Below are 23,582 nucleotides of genomic sequence, written 5' to 3'. Positions count from 1 at the left end.
TATTTCCTTGGAGGAAGTAGAGGAGACAGGAGAATGATGCCGCATTGCAGCATCATTTTCCAATTGTATGTTGTGATGACAGAAATACGATTGTTCTATATCTGAGCCATGCCGGCCTCCCCTGCTCCTGCATCCGCCTATGCAACGTTGTCGCCGCGCAAGGTTTTTGCCGCCGCCACCATATTCGCCAGCGCGGGTATCACTTCCTTCCAGCCGCGCGTCTTCAGGCCGCAATCGGGGTTGACCCACAGGCGCTGCGCGGGGATGCGCCTGGCCGCCTTGCGCATCAGTTCCACCATCTGCTCCTGGCTTGGAATGTTGGGCGAGTGGATGTCATAGACGCCGGGGCCGATTTCATTCGGGTAATTAAAGTCGTCGAAGGCGTCCAGCAATTCCATGTCGGAGCGCGAGGTTTCGATCGTGATGACGTCCGCGTCCATGCCGGCGATCTGCACGATGATGTCGTTAAATTCCGAATAGCACATATGCGTGTGGATCTGCGTCTCGTCGGCCACGCCGTTGGCCGTGATGCGGAACGATTCCACGGCCCAGCGCAGGTAGTCGGCCCATTGCGACTTGCGCAGCGGCAAGCCTTCGCGCAAGGCCGCCTCGTCGATCTGGATCACGCGGATGCCGGCCCGTTCCAGGTCCTGCACTTCGGCGCGCATGGCCAGCGCCAGCTGGTAGCACGACACGCTGCGGGGCTGGTCGTCGCGCACGAAAGACCAGTTGAGGATGGTGACGGGGCCCGTCAGCATGCCCTTCATCGGCTTGTCCGTCAGCGACTGGGCGTAGGTGCTCCACTCGACCGTCATGGCCCGGGGGCGGCTGATGTCGCCGAACAGAATGGGCGGCTTGACGCAGCGCGAACCGTACGATTGCACCCAGCCGAACTGACTGAAGGCGTAGCCGTCCAGCTGTTCGCCGAAATACTCGACCATGTCGTTGCGTTCCGCCTCGCCGTGCACGAAGACATCCAGGCCCAGCGCCTCTTGTTCCTGCACGCAATGGGCGATTTCCGCCTGCATCAGCTTTTTATAGCTGGCTGCATCGAGCTGGCCGCTGCGGAACTGGCTGCGCGCCTGGCGGATTTGCGCCGTCTGCGGGAAGGAGCCGATGGTCGTCGTCGGGTACAGCGGCAGTTGCAGCAGCGCAGCTTGCCTGGCGGCACGCTCGGCATAGCCGCTGGCGCGCTGGCCCAGGCGCGCATCGATGCGCGCCACGGCCGCCTTCACTGCCGGATTGTGCACGCGGCCCGACTGGCGGCGCGCCTGCACGGCGGCGTGGTTGGCGTCCAGCGAAGCCTGCACGGCAGCGCGGCCCTGGTTCAGGGCGCCGGCGATGGTATGCACTTCATCAAGCTTCTGGCGCGCGAAGGCCAGCCAGGATCTGATGTCGGCATCGAGTTTTTGTTCGCTGGCCAGGTCGACGGGCACGTGCAGCAGCGAGCACGACGGCGCGATCCACAGCCGGTCTTGCAGGCTGGCGTGCACCGGTTCCAGCCACGCCAGCACTTGCGTCAAATCCGTCTTCCAGATATTGCGGCCATTCACCACGCCCAGCGACAGCACGCTGGTGACAGGCAATTGCGCGATGACTTCTTCCACCTCATCGCGGGCGTTGACGGCGTCCAGGTGCAGGCCTTGCACGGGCAGCTTGCACGCCAGCGCCAGGTTGTCTTGCAGCTTGCCGAAATACGTGGCCAGCAGCAGTCTGACGTGCTTGACGCTGCTCAAGGCGTCATAGGCCGTCACCAGCGCCTGCCGCCAGGCGCCGTCGAGTTCCGTGACGAGTATCGGTTCGTCGATCTGCACCCACTCCACGCCTTGCGCGGCCAGTTCCTGCAGCAATTGCACGTAGACGGGCAGCAAGCCTTGCAGCAGCGCCAGCTTGTCGGAATCGTCCTTGGCCTTGCCCAGCCACAAGTAGGTGACGGGGCCGATCAGCACGGGCTTGGCCTTTACGTTCAGCTGGCGCGCCTGCGCCAGTTGCCGCAGCAGGCGGCTGCTGTCGAGCTTGAATTGCGTGCCGGCCGCAAATTCCGGCACGATGTAGTGGTAATTGGTATCGAACCATTTCGTCATCTCGCCGGCATGGATGCAGCTGCAATCGCTGTCGCTGGCCGAGCGGCCACGGGCGACGCGGAAATAGTTGTCGAGCGCGGCGCCTTCGAGGCCGCGCACGCGCTGCGGCAGGTTGCCCAGCGTAAAACTCAAGTCCAGCACCTGGTCGTAAAAGGAAAAGTCGCCCACGGGCGCGAAATCCAGCGCGCCCTGGTCCTGCCAGTGGCGCTGACGCAATTCGGCGCCCTGGCCTTCCAGCGCCTCCAGGCTGCTGTTACCCTTCCAGTAGTCTTCCAGGGCGAATTTCAGTTCGCGTTGGGCGCCGATGCGCGGGTAGCCCAGATTGTGTGTCGTGACGGTCATGGTGATTGCCTCCCAGTGAAGTGTGGAGTCATCATAGAGACTTTCATCCATGAATAATAATGGTATAACTTCATATATTCATGAGAAAGATTCATGCGAATTCTTGCCTGGACGAATCCATTGGGCCATCCAGCGCGGCATGGCTGGCCGCCCGGCCAGCAGCGGCTGCTGCGCCTGCGGCCATCTCGGGCGCTGGCCTGACACGGATGTGGATGTGAAGAAAACGTTTCAGTTCGCGGATGTGGGCGAGACGGACAAGGGCATCGACTATCTGCAATCGTTCATCGCCATGGCGCGCACGGCGCATCGCTATCGCCGGCGACCGCGCGGGCGAAAAAAAAGCCCGCTGCGGGAGCGGGCTGAATCTATTTTCTTGGAGGAAGATAGAGGAGACAGATGCATGATGCCGCATTGCAGCATATAAAACCAATTGCATGTTGTGATGATAGAAATATGCTTTATCAATATCTCGTTTCCGCCAGGCAGCGGCGGCGAACGCGCAACGGCGCGCCAGCCGCGGATCGGCGCGGCCAGGCATCGATCCAATGCGCAGTGCGCAGCAGACATTCCGGCGCGCACGCTGGCCCAGGTTCCCGCTGCCGGATTTTTTTACATTCCCTCCGGACTGGTCCGTTGAGCCAGATAAATACATTGAGAAATCAAGCACTTGCGGCGTATGGCACATGATTTGCGTGGCTCGGCCTGGCGCAGCAGCCCGGCAGATCGCGGGACTGCTCGCCACGTCGATGCCTTGCAGCCCGTCCGGAGGATTTATGCCCCGCACTTCCCCCCTCAAAACCATCCTGTTTTCATGGACGCGGCAGCTCCTGCGCACCTTCATCCTGCTGTGGTGGCTGGGCGCCGCATCGCTCGCCTGCGCGGACGAGCCGCCGCTGCAGATCAACGTGATGCCGCTGGGCGATTCGCTGACGGCCGGCTATCCCTTGACGCCGGAGCGCAGCTACCGGCTGAAGCTGCTCACCGATCTGCTCGCGGCCGGCAAGAAAATCGACTATGTCGGCGCAGGCCATGACCCGTCCGACCCGCCCCACTACCTTGCCCATCAAGGCACCGTGGGCGCCACGGTCGCCAATATCACGGGCATGGCGGCATGGAACACCTTCCATCCGGCCATCATCCTGCTGATGGCCGGCACCAACGATTTCAGGCAAGTCGACGTGCGCACCGGTCTCGGCGCCCTGGGCCTCGTCGCCCTGGCCGGCGGGCTTGACACGCTGATCCGGAAAATCAACCAGGACTATCTGGAGCGCGGCGAGAAAGTGGAGATTTTTGTCTCGTCCATCCCGCCGATCGGCTATCCCCTCGACGGCACCGGGCCAACGGTAACGCATACCCTGCTCGCTTACCTGCAATCGCAAGAACTCTCGTTTGACATAGTCGGCGGCCAAGGCGGCGCGGTCGATCAGGCGAAGTTCACCAGCGCGGTGAACGCTTTCCTGAACCGCAAGAAATTAAACCCTGACCTGGGCGGCATCTTCAAAGCGGCCGATGCGGACGGCAATGCCGTCCTGACGGCGAGCGAGTACGGGACTGCGCTGCGCTTGCTAGGCGAATACATCCTGAACAAATATATTGGCGACTACAACAACAATGTCCGCGCGCTGGCAATGCAGCACGACAATACCCACTTTGTGGACGCCGGCGCGCAACTGACGCTGGCGGACTTCACGGACGGCACCCATCCGGCCACCCAGCACGGTTACGACAAGCTGGCGCCCGCCTGGTTCATCGCCCTGCAGGCATTTTTCGCCAGCAATACGCACTACTGGATCAATGGCAGCGGTTTCTGGGAAGACGGCGATAACTGGTCCGCAACCCCGGACGGCACTGGCGGCATTGGCCAGCCGACGAGCGGTACGGTGTATCTGCTGCAGCATGACGATATCGACCGGACCGTGACGCGCGACAGCGCAGCCGCGCCGGCCCAGCTGATCGACCTCAGGATCGATGCCAGCGGCAGCGGCACCATGACGCTGCGCGCGCAGGCGGACCTGGAAGCCATGCTGACCGTCGTCGGCATCGGCGGCAAGGGCCGGCTGGAACAGACCGGCGGGACCATGATCACGCCGACCCTGCTGCTCGGTGCGGAAGCGGGCGGCACCGGCACCTGGGTGCTTGACGGCGAGGACGCCACGCTCAGGTCCGAGGTGGCGGACCTCGGGTTCAAAGGCAGTGGCAGCTTTACGCAGGACAATGGCAGCAATGAGGTGCTGCGCCGCCTGACCCTGGGCGACAGCGCCGGCGGTGTCGGCAGCTACACCTTGAACCAGGGCATCCTGTCCAGCAACGAAGAATGGGTGGGCATGGATGGCACTGGCGTGTTCATCCAGAATGGCGGCAGCCACCGGATCGAAGCGAAGGGACCGATCGTCAGCGGCTTCGAGGGTACGCTGTCGATCGGCGGCGGCCATAGCGCCTACACGCTGGCGCGCGGCGCCCTGAGCGCGCTGTTTATCTACAACAACGGCAGCTTCGACTATACCGGCGGCACACTGCAAGCCCAGTTCGTCAACAACGGCGTGTTGCGGCTGCGGGGCATACGCCAGATCAAGGGCGACCTGTTCCTGCCGTTGAACGGCCAGATCCAGCTGCCGGACGCCTTTGCCAGCAGCAAGCCGACGCGGCTCGAGGTCGCGGCCGGCGCGGAGCTGGAGGGCGAGATCTACGTGACGCTGGCACCCGGCGTCTCGCTCCGGCCGGGCGACAGCACCGACATCCTGCGTGCGGGCGGTGGCATCTCGCCCGTGCCGGGCGTGCTGCGCCTGCCCCTGCTTCCCGGCAAACTCATCCTGCGTGGAGAGTTAGCCGAGCAGAACCACGTGTTGCGCATCACGGTCGGCGAAGTCAACTGTGCCGACGTGGCGCAGGTCCGCCTCAGACTGGGACAGCGCGGCCCCCGCTTGAATGGCGACGTCAACAACGATGGCGTGGTCGATGTGCGGGACCTGGCCTTGATCGCGCACAAGCTGCCGGCAGGCGCCGCTTGCCCGTTTTGATCCAAACCCTACCCGAACCTGAAGAGGAGCACGACATGGCCAGCCGACTGACATCGATTTGCCTCTGGGCCCTGGGCGCCTTGCTGGCCTGTAGCCTCCAGGCCCGCGCCGCCCCGATCATCGACATCGAGCCCGAGACCCTGTTCGTCGCGCATGAGCAAAGCTTTGGCGTCAATATCGCGATCCATGGCGCCGCCGACCTGTTCGCCTTTCAGTTCGATCTGTCGTTCGATCCCAGGCTGCTATCGGCCACCAGCGTCGCCGAAGGCGGCCTGCTGTCCAGCGGCGGCTCCAGCATCTTCTTCCCCGGCACCATCGACAATGTGGGTGGACGCATTTCGTTCACGCTGGGCACGCTCACCGACAGCCTGCCCGGCGTGAACGGCACAGGCGCCCTGGCGGGCATCATGTTCCGCTCGCGCAACGCCGGCGGCATCGCGGCGCTCAGCCTGTCGAACATCATCCTGCTCGATTCCGGCCTGGCCGACATGGCCTTCGTTGCGCCATTGCCCGCGCAGATCACGGTGGTCACGGAACCGGGCACGCTGGTGCTGCTGGCGCCCATGCTGCTGGGCATGGCCTGGGTGCTGCGGCGCCGCCACCATCCATGATCGCCATGACCGGCTCTGCGCGTCGCCATGCCTAGTATTCTGGCCGGGCAAAAAAAAAGCCCGCTGCGGGAGCGGGCTGAATCTATTTCCTTGGAGGAAGATAGAGGAGACAGATGCATGATGCCGCGTCGCAGCATATAAAACCACTTTATATTCGTGATGTCAGAAATACGCGGCAGTGATATTAGGGGCAACGAACGATTCCATACGGCAATTTTTTACGCCGCCGCCTGCGCTTTTCCGTCACCTGAACGCAACATGTTCTTGATGCCGCGCAAGGCTTGCCGCACGCGGGCCTCGTTTTCGATCAGGGCAAAACGCACGTATTCATCGCCGTATTCGCCAAAGCCGATGCCGGGCGAGACGCACACCCTGGCCTTTTCCAGCAGCAGCTTGGAAAACTCCAGCGAACCCAGGTGGCGGTAAGCTTCCGGGATGTGCGCCCAGATGTACATCGACGCCTTCGGTTTTTCCACCATCCAGCCCGCTTCATGCAAGCCTTTCACCAGCACGTCGCGGCGGCGCTGGTATTGCGCGCAGATCTCCGTCACGCAGCTTTGGTCGCCCTCCAGCGCGGCAATCGCCGCCACTTGCACTGGGGTAAAACTGCCATAGTCGTGGTAGCTCTTGATGCGCGCCAGGGCCGCCACCAGTTCCGCGTTGCCGACCATGAAACCGATGCGCCAGCCCGCCATGTTGTAGCTTTTCGACATGGTGAAAAATTCCACGGCGACATCGCGCGCGCCCGGCACCTGCATGATGGACGGCGCCTTCCAGCCGTCGAAGGTGATGTCGGCGTAGGCCAGGTCATGCACGACCAAAATATTGTGCTGCTTCGCCAGCGCGACGACGCGCTCGAAGAACTCCAGTTCCACGCATTGCGCCGTGGGGTTGGACGGGAAGCCCAGCACCATCATCTTCGGCTTCGGATAACTCTCGCGGATGGCCCGTTCCAGTTCCGCAAAGAAATCCACGCCAGGGCTCATGCGCACGGAGCGGATGTCGGCGCCCGCGATGACGGCGCCCCAGATGTGGATCGGATAGCTGGGATTGGGCACCAGCACCGTGTCGCCACGGTCCAGGGTCGCCAGCATCAGATGGGCCAGGCCCTCTTTCGAGCCGATGGTGACGATGGCTTCGCTGTCCGGGTCGATGTCGACCTCGTAGCGCTTCTTGTACCAGTGCGCAATCGCGCGGCGCAGGCGCGGAATGCCTTTTGACGCGGAATAGCCGTGCGTGTCGGGACGCTTCACCGTCTCGACCAGCTTGTCGACGATGTGGGCCGGCGTGGCGCCGTCGGGGTTGCCCATCGACATGTCGATGATGTCCTCGCCACGGCGGCGCGCCGCCATCTTGAGTTCGGCCGTGATATTGAAAACGTAGGGGGGAAGACGATTGATGCGCGAAAAGCTGCGCGGAGCTTGGCTGTCGGTCATGGTTATCTCTGTACGTAAGCGCCCGGATCCGTCCGAGCGACGTTGGCGCAATGGCTGCGCCTGTGACGATACTAACCCGAGCGTGCGGAAACTGGCAAGGCCGATTCGGACACGCTACAATACGCCCAGATCGAAAATGAGCGCACCGGTTGGTAACCCGGTAAGTGCCCGGCACCGTCCGGCATGCTCCCGCCCGCGCGGACCCACGGCGCTGACCCTTGGCTGTTACACCAGGCGGGGAGGTGTTCTGGTTCGTGCATCTCTTCGCCGCGCCATCCCTCCCCTGCTTCACTTTAGGAATAAGAAGGATGGCAACACACGACACCGCAGCAACTGGCATGACCCTGGACCGCGCCGGCATCGAGCAGCAGCTGGCCCTGCCGGTGCGCCACTTCATCGATTGCGCCTTCGACGGCGAAGACCTGTCGCGCCTCGATTTGCAGGGCTGCACCTTTGAGCGCTGCACCTTTGCCGACACCAGCTTGTTCGCCAGCAAACTGGCGCGCAGCACCTGGCGCCGCTGCCGCGCCGGCAGCGCCGATTTCGAATCCGTCGATGCCGTCGACGCCAGTTTCGAAGGGTGCGACCTGAACAACACGAAATGGCGGCGCGCCAAGCTGGCCTCGGCCACTTTCCGCGGCTGCAAGCTGACGGGCGCCTCGTTCGAGGAAGCGGCCCACCTGGGCTTGACGTTCGAGGACAGCCTGCTGGTGGGCGCCGACCTGCGCGGCTTCTCGTTCCGCAAGGCAATACTGAAGCAGCTGGATTTTTCCGATGCCTACCTGGCCGGCTGCGACTTCCGCGAGGCCGTCTTCGAAGGGGGCAGCTTGCGCAACGCGACCATCAAGCTGGCAAAGTTCCAGGGCGCGGACTTGCGCGGCGCCGACATCGACGGCTTCAAGCTGAGCGAAGCGTCCCTGCTGAAAGGCGCCGTCATCACGCATGCGCAGGCGGCCAACTTCATGCGGGCGCTGGACCTGGTGGTGATGTAAGATAAAGAGGCAAAAAAAAGCCCGCTATGGAAGCGGGCTGAATCTATTTCCTTGGAGGAGATAGAGGAGACAAGTGCATGATGCTGCATGGCGGCATATCACGCCACTTTATATTCATGATGATAGAAATTCGTAGCGGTGATAATGCGGCCCCATCACGGTTTCAAGCCGCGCGGCGCGCAGCCAATGGCAAAAATTCTCCCAGCCACACCAGCAGGGCCAGCCCCGGGAACGCCATGCCGGCCAGCAGGGTTGCCTGCCAGCCATAGCTGGCATACACCCAGGCGCCGATGGCCGAGCCGGCCGCGCCGCCGGCGAAGAACAGGGCGAAATACAGGCCGTTCAGGCGGCCACGCACTTGCGCGCCCAGGCTGAAGATGGCGCGCTGGCCCAGCACCAGGTTCGCCGCCACGCCCATGTCGAGCACGATGGAAGCGAGCACCAGCAAGCCCAGCGCCACATGTTTCGATCCCGGCGCGAACATGGGCAAGGCAAACGCGGCGATGCCCAGCGCCAGCGCGGCGGCCGTGGCCGGCAAGGTGTGGCCCGCGTCCGCCAGACGGCCGGCGATGGGCGAGGCGACGGCGCCTGCCATGCCGACCAGGGCAAAGATGGCGATGCCCGTTTGCGACAGGCCGAACGCGGGGCTGGCCAGCACCAGCGGCGTGACGGTCCAGAACAGGCTGAAAGCGCCAAACAGACCCGCGTGATAGGCGGCGCGACGGCGCAGCACGGGCGTGCCCAGCAGCAAATGCCACAAGGACGCCATCAGGGCCGGATAGCGCATGCTGGACACGGGCTGGCGCACGGGCAAGGCGCGGCGCAGCACCAGCGCCAGCAATACCATCAGCACGGCGGCGCCGCCGAACACCGCGTGCCAGCTGGCGTGCGCAGCCACCAGCGAGGCTGCAGGACGGGCCAGCATGATGCCCAGCAACAAGCCGCTGACCACCTTGCCCACCGTCTGGCCCCGCGTCGCTTCCTGCGACAGGTGGGCGGCAAACGGCACGATCACCTGCGCCGCCACGGAACCGAGGCCAATGGCCAGCGCGGCCGCAAGAAACACGACGGCGCCCGTGGAGAGGGCCGCCGCCACCAGGGCCACGGCCGTCATCAGCAAGGCCGTGACGATCAGGCGGCGGTTTTCCAGCAAGTCGCCCAGGGGCACGACAAACAGCAGGCCCAGGGTATAGCCCACTTGCGTCAGGGTAACGATCAGCCCGGCCGCCTTGGCCGACAGGCCCGTCGAGGCGCTGATGGGCCCGACCAGGGTTTGCGCGTAATACAGATTGGCGACGATCAGGCCGGAGGCGATGGCCAGCAGCAGCACCATGGCGGGCGACATGTCGCGGGAAGTAATAGATGCGGCCTTGTTCATGTTGTTTCCTCGGTTCGATAGGGATGCTGCCATTCTAGGCAAACCTGCGGCAAAGATAATTAGGGCATAATCCACTTATACTTTTCATATAAGATGAACAATCGCCATGGACAAGATCAAGGCCATGCAGACCTTCGTGCGCATCGTCGAAGCCAACAGCTTTTCCAAGGCGGCCGAGACACTGAATTTGCCGCGCGCGGCGCTGACGGCCACCCTGCAAAAGCTGGAAGCCTACCTGGGCACGCAATTGCTGCAGCGAACCACGCGCCGTCTGTCGCTGACGCCGGAAGGGGCCGAGTATTTTCGCCACTGCATAGCCATCCTGAAGGCTGTGGAGACGGCGGAACTGGCGTTTCGGGGGCCGGAAGCGAAAAAGCCGCGTGGTTTGTTGCGCGTCAACCTGCCCAATACGGTGGGGCGTACCCTGGTGGTGCCCCAGCTCGCGCAGTTTCACGCCGCCTGCCCGGACGTGCAATTGCAGCTGAGCCTGACGGACCGCCTGGTCGACCTGACGCAGGAAGGCATCGATTGCGCCTTGCGCGTGGGCGACTTGCAGGATTCCGCCTTCATCGGCAAGCAGGTCGGCCTGATGCGCTTCGTCACCTGCGCCGCGCCCGCCTACCTGGCGCGGCATGGCACGCCGCGCACCCTGGCCGACCTGGCCGCGCACCAGGGCATCATGCACTATTCGGGCCGCACGGGACGCGCCTTCGACTGGGATTTTCTACAGGGAAGTGACGTGCGGCGCGTGCCGATGGCCGGTCCCATCGCCGTCAACGACGCCGACGCCAGCGTCGATTGCGCGCTGCAGGGGCTGGGCCTGGCGCAGGCGGCCCTGTACCAGGTGCGCAGCCACCTCGACAGCGGCGCACTGGTGGCCGTGCTGTCCGATTGCCCGCCCACGCCCATGCCCATGTCGCTGCTGACGCCGCAAGGCCGCCTGGCCGCACCCAAGGTGCAGGCATTTGCCGGCTGGCTCGCCGGCTTGCTGGCAAAAAATGCGGACGTGCAGATGCCTGGCCGGGCATGAAACCAAGCCCGCTGCGTGCCGGCCCCATCGCTGGCAGAACAATGGCCTTGCGCCCGCGCTGATCTTCACATCCGCCATGACGGCTGGCCGCCTAGGGAATGCCATCGAGTGCGATCAAGCCTGCCCGCGCCGCGATTGCCACGTGCCGCTCCAGATCGTCCAGGTCATAGCGAAGCCTGGCCCGTGTCATGGCCAACAGGGCTGGATTCCTCTTCGCCTCTGCGACGCGCTGCGCAATGGCCAGCATCTCCAGCGCCATCCGCGCCGCCATGCGCTCGCCGGCACCGCCTCTGGACATGCCGCCAAGATAGGCCATCAATGCCGTTTGCGCCCCCGGATCATCGAGGGCGAAGAAGAATGCGCAAAAGGCGCCTCTTTTCCAGACATCGGCCTTATCCACCGATGCGATCTCTGCCTTGCACCGCAGCAATCGCTCTGCCTTGCTGCCGCTGGCCGCATCCGCCTGGCCGAAGGCGGCGAGAACCTGCTGACGAACGGAGCGGTCAAACTCCCGGTCGAGTACCGCCTTGTCGAATGTGGATTGCCGGCTCAGCACCTTGAGCGGCTGCTTCCTGGCGACAGCCATCAGCATCTGCGCCGCTGCGGATTGCCGCCCTTTCCGCGAGGATGAGGCGATCGCCGTGGCGATGGCGTCCATAGTTTGCCCCGTCAATTGAGCGCCGGCGCCCAGCAGATGCGTCAGTTCCATGTCGAGAGGATAGTCAGGCATACCGGTATAATCAGGAGCATCCTCATTCAGGAGGCGCGCCAACAAGTTCAAGGCAAGCTGCGCGCACTCGGCATCAAGCTGGCCCGATGCCGCGAGCTTTGCCGCAGCATACATAACAGGCCACCGTCCGACCAGGGTCTGGTCACTGCCGCTTGCGGCGGTTTCATGCAGCAGCGCGGCCACCCGGCGCTCCGTCTGCGCACCTTGAAGTCCAGGATTGGCCGCTGCCAGGTTGGACAAGGCGATCAAGGCGATGTCACGAACCCGGACGCTGGGACCTGGATTGTCAAATTGCCCATTCAGCGTCTCCATCAGTCTAGCGGAAAAGGCAAGCCGGTTTTCACTCCCGAAAAAACTGAGAGCGATCAGGGAAGACTCATGGTTGCCGGCTTCCGGCGAAGCCAGCTGTGCAGACGTCAGCAGCGCTGTGATTGACGCGTGCTGCGCCGCGTAAGGGTGGCTATGAAGCAGAATCGGGATCATGTCTGCTGCGCGTCTCGTCACCCGTTCCGGATCGAGCGAGGCAATCGTCAAGCCTTGCGGCTGGAGGGCCCGCTGCATCGGAAACTTGAGCAAATATTTCAATGCTGGCAAGGCAAGACTTTCATTGCGTGCGGCATAACCTTCCAGCAGGTCGAGTGCCCGGCTCCGCACGAACAGGGCATTTTCTGCATTGTTGAGGATTATCTCAAGTGTTTTAAGATCGCCCTCCATGGGTTGCGATGCACCGTTCATCAGCAGTTGCTTGATCGCCGCTTCAATGAGATTGGTGTCTGCATCAAGAAAGCTCAACACGTCATTAGCATGTTTGCGGGCGCTTTGCTTTCCGAGGATGGCCAAAGATTGCTGTAAACTTAACGTTACTCGATAGGCAATATCGGCCCGCGTCTCCGCGATGCGCAACAGGCCGGCAGTTGCAGCCAGCCGGCCTGGCAATTCAGGGGGCGAGCTTGTGGCACCCAGCATGCGGACAAGCGCTTCCACAACTTCGTCCGTGCCCTTTTCATCATTCGCCCTGCCAGCCAGCCCTATCGCATCGGAAGCCGCCTTCAAGCTGAGTTCACTTTGTTTCGCGCGACTGAAGGTGACAAACGCTGCCGTCGCTTCTTTTGGCTTTCCACTTATACGCAGGAAACGAATTTTCTCGAGCGGATTCAGGACGTCAGCGATGCGCGCCACGGCTTCCTGCACCCCGCCCATGCCCCATATGTCGCCGCGCGGCACCTGAGTGACAGCGGTCGTGCTCGCTGGATCGAGCTGGTCCGTACCAAACGAGGTCTCCACCGCCACCTTGTCCGTGCCTGGCAGGAATCGCGTAAAAGGATTGCTGAAACGTATGGCCACTGACGGCGGAACCGACGCAAATGCCACGGACGTGATACCTATCGACCAGCTGCTGAAAGCGAAGACATAGCCTCCCACCACCAATATCAGCACTGCCATGGCGGCCGGCCAGCTCAGTGCGAAAGCCCCGCTGAGCCAGCTTCGGGCGATCAGTTCCCGCACAAAACTGTCCGCGAGGGTCTGGGGCGTGGCGTGGCGGCGGATTTGCAGAAGCGTGCGGATCGGGATTCGCACCATGTTATCGTGGCGAAATGCGCCAAGGTAGAAGGAAATGGAACGCTCGGCCGCCTCGGCCGCCCCTTGCCGGCCTGTGGTGCCTCGCTGGATCAGGGGTGCCAGGGCATCATGGGTTAGGTTGAATGTATCAGGCCCGGTCTGAATGACGAGCCGTGCTTCCTGCAGCATCTTCAGGCATGTTGCGAGTTCGCTCCCGGCCAGAAGCGCCGCATCGCGCGCACGGACGTCGGCGACGATGGCGTCCAGGGCAATGTCGACGGGCGACTTTGCGATCCCGCCAGGAGCGCAGAGCTTGCGCAACACGATCTCGCCCAGCACAGGCTTGGGCAGGCGTGCAATCTCATCACGAATAAAGGTGCCAATCACGCCCGCCTTGCGGCCCAGGGCGACATACACGGCCTTTTCCTGGACATGTGCGCGCTTGAGACGCGTGCCGATCAGCTGGAGCTCAACAGGCCACACCTCGCCGTTGCTCTCCAGGTCTTCGATAATGGCGTCGACAAGCGCCGCCTCGAACTGCACCGCTTCGTCGGCAGCCGCTTGCACCAGAACTTGACGTGCAGAATGTGTTCTCAAATTAACCAACTCGAACGTCGTCCGTGGCGACGTGGGGTCGGCAATGTCGGGAGCGAAGTTTTGCAAACGGGCAAAACAGTCGCGCCGGATGGCAATCACCAGCGAGCACTGCGGGTGCTCGTCAAGCAGTTTCCGCATGCGGCTGCCCAGGGCGCCGCTCACATGATGACTGGGGTGCGTCAGAAAGTATTCCTCGAACTGGTCAAGGATGACGAACAAGCGCGCGGCGCCGCCGTACTGCCTGAACGCCCGTTCGATCACCGTGCCGGGATCGTCAGTCGGCCGCCCCAGATAGATGGGAACATGGCCGCGCCGGCGCAACTCCGCGACCAGGCCCGCGCGCAAGAATGAGGTCTTGCCACAACCGGATTCGCCCCATATCACGCCAAAGCGAAAGTCGGCGCCTTGCAGAATCGCCATGGCATCCGTGCAGTCGCTGCGCCGGCCGATCAGCGTGTCGCCCTGTTCAAATGGCAGGAAGGAGCGCAGGATTGAGGTATCGTGCGTGTGCGGAGGCTCCTGCGGCAGTGGCGGCGGCCGGTGGCGCCTTCGCCAATGCAGAAAGAGAATATAGGCAACAGCAAGAGCGGCCGCCCCGAGATAGGCGTAGAACCGGGCCTGGCGCTCGGGAAGGAAGGTGCCGAGCCAGAACGTCAGTATGGATGGCAAAGAGCCCGCACGCTCCCCCCATAGCGCCAGCCACGCGCGCACTGCATCGCCGTGGGTCTTTTCCGCCTTGTCTTCGGCCATTGCCCCTCCCCACCGATGGGCTACCGTCGGTTGGATATGTGCTGGTTTCCGGGCAACCTTGCCCCTCCCCCGTCAATGGATGGCCGCTGATCACCTGATCACTTGACTGTAGTCGAAAGCCCGTCGGCCGGAAGGCAAATACAAGCAGTGTTGATCTGCATCTAGGGATGCGTTCATAGACCGATGCCGATACGGGTCGCACCTGCCCGCCGGCCATGGAATGCATCGAATGCATTGCGCCAACGCATGGCGCAACGGCCAGCAAGGGCAAAAAAAAGCCCGCTGCAAAGAGCGGGCTGAATCTATTTTCTTGGAGGAGAATAGAGGAGACAGATGCATTATGCTGCGTCGCGGCATATCAATCCAATTGATTGTTGGAATGATAGAAATACGCAAAACAGATAACTGATCAGGGCGAAAAAAAACCGGCTCCGCAAGGAACCGGTTTTTTACTACGTGGCAAACCTTACTTCGCCGCCGCCACCGGCGTCGCCTTGGCATCGGCAGCGTATGGCAAGACCTTCGCCGCCAGACGCGTATCGGCCTTGATCAGCGCCACTTCGTCGGCCAGGATGCGCGCCGCTTCGTTCAGCAGCACGTCCTTGGCGCTCTTGGCGGCCGTCTCGGCGTCGAGCTCGGCGCTCAGGGTCCGCTCATCGCCCTGCAAGCCGTCGTCGGTGCGCAGGGCGCCCTTCACGGCGGCAATCTGCCTGGCCGTCTTGTTGGCCGCTTTCGCGCCCTTCAGCACATCTTTCGGATCAGGAATCACCACCAGGTCGTCGGCAGGATTCGAAATCTGCGCGATCAGGCGTTTTTCGCGGGCCTTGGCGCGCGCATCCTGGGCATCGCGCTCCTTGCGGCGCACTGTTTCGTTGAGCGAAATCTGGTTTTCCTTGCGCTGCTTGACGACCAGGGCGATGTCATCCTGCAGGTACTGGAAATCCTTGTCCTTGGCCACGCGCGCCTCGTGCTTCTTGTCCAGCAAGGGCACGATCTCCTTCAGGTCGCCCGTCGGCATGTACGGCGCCGGCTTGATGGCTACCCACGGCAAGGCATTGTCATAGCTGGACTCGCCGAAATTTTCCGTGTCCGACATGGCCGGCAGCTTGATGTCGGGCGTGACGCCGCGCAATTGCGTGGTGCCGCCATTGATGCGGAAAAATTGCGCAATCGTCATTTTCAGCTCGCCGTAGCGGGCCTTGTCGCTGCCGCCGAAACGGTCGAGATTGAACAGGGTCTGCACGGTGCCCTTGCCGAAACTGCCTTCGCCAATGATGACGCCACGGCCGTAGTCCTGGATGGCGGCGGCAAAAATTTCGGAGGCGGAAGCGGAACCGCGATTGATCAGCACGCCCATCGGGCCATCCCAGGCCAGGCCGGCACTGTTGTCGCTTTCGATGTCGACCTTGCCTTCGGCATTGCGCTGCATCACCACGGGACCCTTGTCGATGAACAGGCCCGTCAAGTCGACGGCTTCGATCAGGGAACCGCCGCCATTGTTGCGCAAGTCGATCAGGACATTGTCGACCTTGTCTTTCTTCAATTCGCCCAGCAGGCGGGTGACGTCGCGCGTGGCGCTCTTGAAATCCTTGTCGCCGCGCTGGCGCGCCGCAAAGTCCTGATAGAAGGTCGGCAAGGAAATCACGCCGATGCGGCGCTTGACGCCGTTTTCGCGCACTTCGATCACAGATTTCTTGGCTTCCTGGTCCACCATGCTGATTTTCTTGCGCACCAGCGGCAAGACCACGTGCTTGGCGTCCGGACCGGCATCGGCCGGCAGCACATCGAGGCGCACGACGGAATCCTTGGTGCCGCGAATCAATTGCACTACGTCATCAATACGCCAGCCCAGCACTTCCGTGATGGGGCCCTTGTCTCCCTGCCCCACGCCGACGATGCGGTCGCCCACCTTCAGCTTGCCCGACAGGCCGGCCGGACTGCCCGGCACGACTTCGCGCACCACCGTGTACTCGTCGCGCGTCTGCAGCACGGCGCCGATGCCCTCGAGCGACAGGCGCATGGAGATGTCGAAGTTATCCGAGGCGCGCGGCCCCAGGTAATTGGTATGCGGCTCGATCGACATGGCATACGCGTTCATGAAGATCTGGAACACATCTTCGCTGTTGAGCTTGCGCGAGCGCGTGGTGTAGCTTTCATAGCGCTTGTCCAGGGTTTCGCGGATGGCCTTGTCTTCCTTGCCCGCCAGTTTCAGGCGCAGCCAGTCATTCTTGACGCGCTTGCGCCACAGGTCGCGCACTTCCTCGTCGTTCTTCGGCCAGGCGGCTTTTTCGCGGTCGTACTGATAGCTTTCATCGGCCGTGAAGTCAAATTTGGTTTTCAACAATTCCCGCGCATACGCCATGCGCTCGTCGAAACGCTGCTGGTACAGATTGTAGATGGCGAACGGCGCGGTCAGGTCTTCGTTGATGATGGCATCGTCGAGCTTGCTGCGCAGCGGCGCGAAACGGTCGATATCGGCTTGCACGAAGAACAGTTTTTCCGCGTCCAGCGACTTGAAATAGCGGTCGAAGATCTTTTCCGACATGGCGTCGTCGAGCGGCGTGGCCTTGTAATGGACGCGCGTCAGGACGCGCGACGCCCACAGGGCGGCCTGCGTCTGCTGGGCCAGCGGCTTCATGGGGGGCGGAGGAGTGGCGCTCTTGTCCGTCTGGGCTGCGCCCGCCTGGGCGGACAGGGCAAGCACCAGGGTGACCAGCATCATTTGCTTCTTCATCGGCTACTCCGAAAATTAGTTAGATCAATTCCAGGCGGCGCAGATCGAGGCACGCGCCAGCCGGCAAGACAGTAAGGGGAATACACGACTGGTCTGCATATTATTCTACAGGATACGGACAAGCAGTCTCCCATGGAATATCAGTTTCTTCCCAGAAGCTTAAACGCGGATTAAGGCCGATGTTTCATTCATTACAAAGTGAAACATTCGTGAGGACTTGTCCGCATCCAGGCCTGCCGCCTGCCAGCGGCATACGCCGGCGCCGGAAAAATTCCCGACATGCGCGCAAAAGTCAATGCAGCATCTTCGCCAGGCTTGATCAAAGTGACGTTTTTTCACATATTTATCATTCCTGCGGGAAACACTTAGTAACAAAACGCAAGCTCCATGCTATCATCGCGCCCTGATTCGCCGGCTGTTGATACTGCCACAGCCCAGCCTTAAGCCCTTTCCCGCCGCACCAGCTTCCGTAGATTGCCCTTCTCCCATTGCCTGCCTTGCCGGCGGCGATGCGCCAGGCGTGTGCGCGCTGCGCAGCCTACCCGAGACTTGATTCGACTATCGTTATGCAAAAATTCTCCTTTCATCCACGCCGCTGTAGCGTCGGCGGCAAGATCACCATCTTCACCTTCGCCCTGGTCAGTCTGATCCTGGCCAGCCTGACGGCCTTGATCAGCATCAGCACATCGCGCGTGCTGGAACAGCGGGCCGAAGCGGCCGTCATAAGCGAGCTCGACAGCGTGATGACCACCACCGAAGTGTTCCATACGGCCATGGTCAACGAGGCGGCGAGCTTCGCGCGCCTGTTCGCGGCGGAATTTTCCGCGCCGTTCACGGTCGACACCAGCGCCCTCGTCTCCGTGGCCGGCAAGGCCACGCCGGCGCTGAGCAATGGCGGCAAGGTGCTGAACCTCGACACGGCCCTGGTCGACCGCTATACGGCCCAGACGGGCGCGATCGCCACCATTTTCGCCGCCGACGGCGAGGAATTCGTGCGCGTCAGCACCTCGCTGAAGAAGCAGGACGGCACGCGCGCCATCGGCACCCAGCTCGACCATAACCACCCCAGCTACGCGCCGCTGCGCGCGGGCCAGCGCTTCATCGGCATGGCCACCTTGTTCGGAAAGCAATATATTACCCAGTATGATCCCGTGCGCGACGCCTCCGGCAAGGTGGTGGGCGTGCTGTTCATCGGCCTGGACATCAGCAAGAATCTGGCCATGCTGAAAGAAAAGATCCGTCAGGTCAAGATCGGCCAGACCGGCTATATCTTCATCGTCGACACGGCGCCCGGCGCCGGCTACGGCCAGCTGGTGCTGCATCCGAACAGCGAAGGCAAGAGCGCGCTCGACTTCAAGGCCAGCGATGGCCGCCTGTTCATCCAGGACATGCTGGCGCAGAAGAACGGCGCCATCCGCTACACCTGGACCGCGCCGGGCCAGACGGACGCAACCGCGCGCGAAAAGCAGCTCCACTACCGCCAGTTCAAGGACTGGCAATGGATCATCGCCGGCGGCACCTTCACGGATGAAATCACGCTGGAGGCGCGTCAACTGCGCAACCAGTTGGCCCTTTCCGGCTTCATCGCCCTGCTCGCCTTTGCCCTGCTGCTGTACTGGCTGGTGCGCGTGCTCGTCTCGCGCCCGCTGGCACAGGCCGAAGCGGCCGCCGCGCAGATCGCCGGCGGCGACCTGACGGTGCAGCTGCACGTCAGCAGCGAAGATGAGATCGGCCGCCTGCTGCGCGCCATGAACCGCATCAGCGACAATCTGTCGCAAGTGGTGGGCAAGGTGCGCGGCAGCGCCGGGCAGATCGCCACGGCCTCCGGCGAGATCGCCAGCGGCAACCTGGACTTGTCCAGCCGCACCGAGCAGCAAGCCAGCTCGCTGGAGGAAACGGCCGCCTCGATGGAAGAACTGAGCTCCACCGTCAAGCAGAACGTCGATCACGCGCAGCAGGCCAGCCGGCTGGCGCGCGAGTCGTCGACCCTGGCCGCCGAAGGCGGCGCGGCCGTGACGCAGGTGAGCGACACCATGCAAGCCATCCGCAGTTCATCGAAGCGCATCGCCGACATCATCGGCGTCATCGACGGCATCGCCTTCCAGACGAATATCCTGGCCCTGAACGCGGCCGTGGAAGCGGCCCGCGCCGGCGAGCAGGGCCGCGGCTTTGCCGTCGTGGCAACGGAAGTACGCACCCTGGCGCAGCGCAGCGCGGCGGCGGCGAAAGACATCAAGGACCTGATCCAGGCGTCCGCCGGCACGGTGGACCTGGGCCACGCGCAAGTGAGCCAGGCCAGCGCCACCATGGACACGGTGGTGGCCAGCGTGCGGCAGGTGAGCACCATCATGGCGGAAATCGCGCAGGCGAGCGACGAGCAGCGCAGCGGCATCGAGCAGGTCAACCAGGCCATCGCCCAGATGGACCAGGTGACCCAGCAGAATGCGGCCCTGGTGGAAGAAGCGGCCGCGGCCGCCGACGCCCTGCAGGAGCAGGCGCAGGAGCTGACGCAGGTGGTGGGCGTGTTCACGCTGCAGGCGCCAGCCGGGTGCTAAGATGGGGAGGCATCCACCTTGCCAGGAGACACCATGCACGACGACTATGTTTTGATTGCCCGGCTGATGATACCCACGGATGCGCACGTCATCCGCGGCTGCCTGGCAGCGGCCGGCATCGACGTCATTCTTGCCGATGAGCAGCACATGCAGGCCAATTTGCTGCTGGCGCCCGCCATCGGCGGCGCCCGCGTGCTGGTGCGCGAAAAAGACTTGCCGCGCGCCAATGAGGTGCTGGCCGCCTTCGAGCGGGGCGATCTGGCGCTGGCCGATGATGCCGATGTGGGCGCGCCAGCGCTGGATTAGCTCAGGAGTAGAAACAGCGCCCGCAGGCCTGGCGGTAACTCTCGTTGCCGCCAATACTGATCTGCTCGCCTTCCTTGATGCGGCGGCCCTGCTCGTCCACGCGGATGTTCATCGTGGCCTTCTTGCCGCAAGTACAAATATTCTTCAATTCCTCGATATCGTCGGCCAGCGCCAGCAGATAGGCCGAGCCGGGGAACGGTTCGCCCTTGAAATCCGTGCGCAAGCCGTAGCAGATGACGGGCACGCCCTTCACTTGCGCCAGCTGGTGTAATTGTTGCACTTGCGCCGTGCTGAGAAATTGCGCTTCGTCAACCAGCAAACAAGCCACCTGCGGAATATCGGTGAGGAAATTCGTATCGGCATGGAAGATATCGACCTGGCGCTGCGGCCCCAGGCGCGAGGTGACGCGCCCCACGCCATAGCGGCTGTCGATGGCGGCCGTGTACAGGCGCACCTGCTGGCCCTGCTCTTCATAGTTGTGCGCGACCTGCAACAAGGCCGTCGACTTGCCCGCGTTCATCGCGGAATACCGGAAATAAAGTTTTGCCACTGCCGCCTGCCCTGTCTGTCTGGTTTTTCAAAGATACTGTTCCGTATCTTTTCGAGGCGTGATTATAAATCGCCAAGGCAAGCTTGCGGCAGCTTAATACATGTGCCGACAGCGCGGCATGGCGCAAAAAAACGGCGCATACTGGAACGATGCAAGCCGCTCTCCATCGCTTTTCATATGCGCCAGCCGCATATGCAAGCATTAAAACATTCGTTCGCAGCCCATGTCCGCCAGCCTACACTCCGGCCTTTTGCACGGAAAGCGGCTCGGGACATAATCCCGGGCGGCTGTTTCGCTGACAGGAGCCACCATGAATGACCGAATGCCCTCCCCCTCCCGGCCGCCGGCGCTGTACAAGCTGATCGGCAACACCCCGCTGGTCGAAGTGACCAGGCTGGACACGGGCCTGTGCCAGCTGTTCCTGAAACTGGAATCGCAAAATCCCGGCGGTTCCATCAAGGACCGCATCGGCCTGTCCATCATCGAGGCGGCCGAAGCCGACGGCCGCCTGCAGCCGGGCGGCGTCATCGTCGAAGCGACCGCCGGCAACACGGGCATCGGCCTGGCCCTGGTGGGCCGCATCAAGGGCTACCGCGTGATTCTCGTCGTGCCCGACAAGATGTCGACGGAAAAAGTGCTGCATTTGAAGGCGCTGGGCGCCGAAGTGCACACCACGCGCTCGGACGTGGGCAAGGGCCACCCCGAGTACTACCAGGATTACGCGGCGCGCCTGGCGCGCGAACTGCCGGGCGCCTTCTTCGCCGACCAGTTCAACAATCCGGCCAATCCGCTGGCCCACGAAACGACGACGGGACCGGAAATCTGGGAACAGAGCGGCCATGACGTGGACGCCATCGTCGTCGGCGTGGGCTCGTCCGGCACCCTGACGGGCCTGACCCGCTACTTCCGCAAGGCCCAGCCGAAGCTCGAATTCGTGCTGGCCGACCCGCAAGGCTCCATCCTCACCGAATACGTCGAATCGGGCAAGGTCAGCGACACGAGCGGCTCCTGGGCCGTGGAAGGCATCGGCGAAGATTTTATCCCGGCCATCGCCGACATGGACAGCGTCACCAAAGCCTACACCATCAGCGACCAGGAAAGTTTTGATTCCGCGCGCGCCCTGCTGCGCGCCGAAGGCATCCTCGGCGGTTCGTCCACGGGCACCTTGCTGGCCGCCGCCCTCAAATACTGCCGCGAACAGACCACACCCAAGCGCGTCGTCACGTTTGTCTGCGACACGGGGACGCGCTACCTGTCGAAGGTCTACAACGATGGCTGGATGCGCGACCAGGGTCTGCTGCAGCGCGCGCGCTCGGGCGACTTGCGCGACCTGATCGGACGCCGCTACGACGAGGGCGACGTCGTCAGCGTGGCGCCCGGCGACACCCTGCTTACGGCCTTCAACCGCATGCGCGCCAGCGACCTGGCCCAGCTGCCCGTCATTGATGCAGGTCAACTGGTCGGCATTATCGACGAATCGGACCTGCTGCTGCACGTTTCCGGCGACGCCGCCCATTTCGCGGGCCTGGTGGGCGCCACCATGACGACGCAGATCGAAACCCTGGCGCCATCGAGCGGCTTGCCCGCCCTGCGCGCCACCCTGGACCGGGGCTTGACGGCCGTCGTCGCCGACGACAGCGCCTTCTACGGCCTGATCACCCGCTTCGACCTTCTCAACCACTTACGCAGGACTTTATCTTGAGCCAAGACACCACCCGCAAGCGCCATCTGGCCACCCGCGTCATCCACGCCGGCCAGTCGCCCGACCCGTCGACAGGCGCCATCATGCCGCCCATTTACGCCACCTCCACCTTCGTGCAGGACAGTCCCGGCGTGCACAAGGGCCTCGATTACGGCCGCTCGCACAATCCCACGCGCTGGGCGCTCGAGCGCTGCGTGGCCGACCTGGAGGGCGGCAGCGCAGCGTTCGCGTTCGCCTCGGGCCTGGCCGCCATCTCGTCCGTGCTGGAATTGCTGGACGCGGGCAGCCACATCGTCGCCGGCGACGACATGTACGGCGGCACGTATCGACTGTTTGAACGCGTGCGCCGCCGCTCGGCCGGCCATGCATTCACCTATGTCGACCTGACCAATCCCGAGAACCTGCTGGCCGCGCTGCGCCCGGAAACGAAGATGGTGTGGGTCGAGACGCCCACCAACCCCATGCTGAAACTGGCCGATTTGCGCGCGATTGCCGACATCTGCCGCGAACGGGGCATCATCGCCGTGGCCGACAACACGTTTGCCAGCCCGCTGGTGCAGCGCCCTTTGGCACACGGTTTCGACATCGTCGTCCATTCGACCACCAAGTATTTGAACGGCCACTCGGACATCATCGGCGGCATCGCCATCGTCGGCGCGGAAGAACGCCAGGCGGAATGGCGCGAGCAGCTGGGCTTTTTGCAGAACTCCGTGGGCGCGATTGCCGGGCCGTTCGACAGCTTTCTGGCTTTGCGCGGCATCAAGACGCTGGCCATCCGCATGCAGCGCCATTGCGCAGGCGCACTGGCCCTGGCGCAGTGGCTGGAGCAGCAGAAGGAAGTCAAACAGGTGTTCTATCCGGGCCTGGCCTCGCACCCGCAGCACGCGCTGGCGCAGCGCCAGATGGATGGCTTCGGCGGCATCATCTCGATCGACCTGGCTACCGACCTGGCGGGCGCGCGCCGTTTTCTGGAACGCTGCGAAGTGTTTGCCCTGGCCGAAAGCCTGGGCGGCGTGGAAAGCCTGATCGAGCACCCGGCCCTGATGACGCATGCGAGCATTCCGGCCGACCAGCGGGCAAAACTGGGCATAGGCGACGGCTTGATACGGCTGTCGGTGGGGATCGAGGATATCGAGGATTTGCGCCATGACTTGCGCACGGCGCTTGATGCGATATGAAGGGAGAGGTGTCGGATTACACGGCGTACC

General features: G+C 63.0%; 15 protein-coding genes. 9 read left to right on the top strand and 6 right to left on the bottom strand.

Going from position 1 to position 23,582, the window contains the following annotated elements:
- Positions 1-137: 137 nt before the first annotated feature.
- Positions 138-2,426, bottom strand: a complete 2,289-nt coding sequence (gene metE / locus CBW50_RS06955; protein ID WP_086144857.1) for a 5-methyltetrahydropteroyltriglutamate--homocysteine S-methyltransferase — start codon at positions 2,424-2,426, stop codon at positions 138-140.
- 49 nt (positions 2,427-2,475) lie between these two features.
- Between metE and CBW50_RS06950 the strand changes: the two genes are divergently transcribed.
- The 3 genes from CBW50_RS06950 to CBW50_RS06940 all read left to right on the top strand — a co-directional run bounded on the left by CBW50_RS06950 (position 2,476) and on the right by CBW50_RS06940 (position 6,054).
- Complete coding sequence (locus tag CBW50_RS06950) at positions 2,476-2,850, top strand: hypothetical protein (RefSeq protein WP_139842431.1); 375 nt, start codon at positions 2,476-2,478, stop codon at positions 2,848-2,850.
- A 349-nt stretch (positions 2,851-3,199) separates the two neighbouring features.
- Positions 3,200-5,443: an SGNH/GDSL hydrolase family protein gene (locus tag CBW50_RS06945; protein ID WP_086144855.1), complete on the top strand. Its 2,244-nt coding sequence runs from the start codon at positions 3,200-3,202 to the stop codon at positions 5,441-5,443.
- A 35-nt stretch (positions 5,444-5,478) separates the two neighbouring features.
- Positions 5,479-6,054: a cohesin domain-containing protein gene (locus CBW50_RS06940; protein ID WP_086144854.1), complete on the top strand. Its 576-nt coding sequence runs from the start codon at positions 5,479-5,481 to the stop codon at positions 6,052-6,054.
- A gap of 218 nt (positions 6,055-6,272) precedes the next feature.
- Here the strand turns inward: CBW50_RS06940 and alaC are convergent, their stop codons facing one another.
- Positions 6,273-7,490, bottom strand: a complete 1,218-nt coding sequence (alaC, locus tag CBW50_RS06935; RefSeq protein WP_086144853.1) for an alanine transaminase — start codon at positions 7,488-7,490, stop codon at positions 6,273-6,275.
- 338 nt (positions 7,491-7,828) lie between these two features.
- On the opposite strand from alaC, the gene CBW50_RS06930 reads away from it, so the two are divergent.
- On the top strand, positions 7,829-8,482 hold the full coding sequence (locus CBW50_RS06930) for a pentapeptide repeat-containing protein (protein WP_086144852.1): 654 nt from the start codon (positions 7,829-7,831) through the stop codon (positions 8,480-8,482).
- Between the two features lie 163 nt (positions 8,483-8,645).
- On the opposite strand, the gene CBW50_RS06925 is transcribed toward CBW50_RS06930, so the two are convergent.
- Positions 8,646-9,860 carry an MFS transporter gene (locus CBW50_RS06925; RefSeq protein ID WP_086144851.1) on the bottom strand — a complete coding sequence of 405 codons (1,215 nt, stop codon included), beginning with the start codon at positions 9,858-9,860 and terminating at the stop codon, positions 8,646-8,648.
- 106 nt (positions 9,861-9,966) lie between these two features.
- Between CBW50_RS06925 and CBW50_RS06920 the strand changes: the two genes are divergently transcribed.
- Positions 9,967-10,890 (top strand): LysR family transcriptional regulator, encoded by a 924-nt coding sequence (locus CBW50_RS06920; protein WP_086144850.1) that lies wholly within the window; start codon positions 9,967-9,969, stop codon positions 10,888-10,890.
- Positions 10,891-10,981: 91 nt separating this feature from the next.
- Here CBW50_RS06920 and CBW50_RS06915 read toward each other — a convergent pair whose 3' ends face one another.
- Positions 10,982-14,527: a hypothetical protein gene (locus CBW50_RS06915; RefSeq protein ID WP_086144849.1), complete on the bottom strand. Its 3,546-nt coding sequence runs from the start codon at positions 14,525-14,527 to the stop codon at positions 10,982-10,984.
- 466 nt (positions 14,528-14,993) lie between these two features.
- The gene (locus tag CBW50_RS06910; protein ID WP_086144848.1) at positions 14,994-17,261 is read right to left on the bottom strand and encodes a carboxy terminal-processing peptidase; all 2,268 of its coding nucleotides are present in this window, start codon (positions 17,259-17,261) and stop codon (positions 14,994-14,996) included.
- 566 nt (positions 17,262-17,827) lie between these two features.
- Here CBW50_RS06910 and CBW50_RS06905 point away from each other — a divergent pair.
- Complete coding sequence (locus CBW50_RS06905; protein ID WP_172404697.1) at positions 17,828-19,816, top strand: methyl-accepting chemotaxis protein; 1,989 nt, start codon at positions 17,828-17,830, stop codon at positions 19,814-19,816.
- Positions 19,817-19,849: 33 nt separating this feature from the next.
- Positions 19,850-20,122 carry a DUF2007 domain-containing protein gene (locus CBW50_RS06900; RefSeq protein ID WP_086144847.1) on the top strand — a complete coding sequence of 91 codons (273 nt, stop codon included), beginning with the start codon at positions 19,850-19,852 and terminating at the stop codon, positions 20,120-20,122.
- Between the two features lies 1 nt (position 20,123).
- On the opposite strand, the gene CBW50_RS06895 is transcribed toward CBW50_RS06900, so the two are convergent.
- Positions 20,124-20,672: a thymidine kinase gene (locus tag CBW50_RS06895; protein WP_086144846.1), complete on the bottom strand. Its 549-nt coding sequence runs from the start codon at positions 20,670-20,672 to the stop codon at positions 20,124-20,126.
- A 322-nt stretch (positions 20,673-20,994) separates the two neighbouring features.
- On the opposite strand from CBW50_RS06895, the gene CBW50_RS06890 reads away from it, so the two are divergent.
- The gene (locus CBW50_RS06890) at positions 20,995-22,374 is read left to right on the top strand and encodes a cystathionine beta-synthase (protein ID WP_086144845.1); all 1,380 of its coding nucleotides are present in this window, start codon (positions 20,995-20,997) and stop codon (positions 22,372-22,374) included.
- Positions 22,371-23,552: a PLP-dependent aspartate aminotransferase family protein gene (locus CBW50_RS06885; protein ID WP_086144844.1), complete on the top strand. Its 1,182-nt coding sequence runs from the start codon at positions 22,371-22,373 to the stop codon at positions 23,550-23,552. The genes CBW50_RS06890 and CBW50_RS06885 overlap by 4 nt, the downstream gene beginning before the upstream one ends.
- The last annotated feature ends 30 nt before the right edge of the window (positions 23,553-23,582 follow it).

The sequence above is a fragment of the Janthinobacterium sp. GW458P genome, assembly GCF_002127585.1.
GTDB lineage: Bacteria > Pseudomonadota > Gammaproteobacteria > Burkholderiales > Burkholderiaceae_D > Janthinobacterium.
Note: the sequence above shows the minus strand (reverse complement) of the source record. Positions and strands in the feature narration are given on the sequence as shown.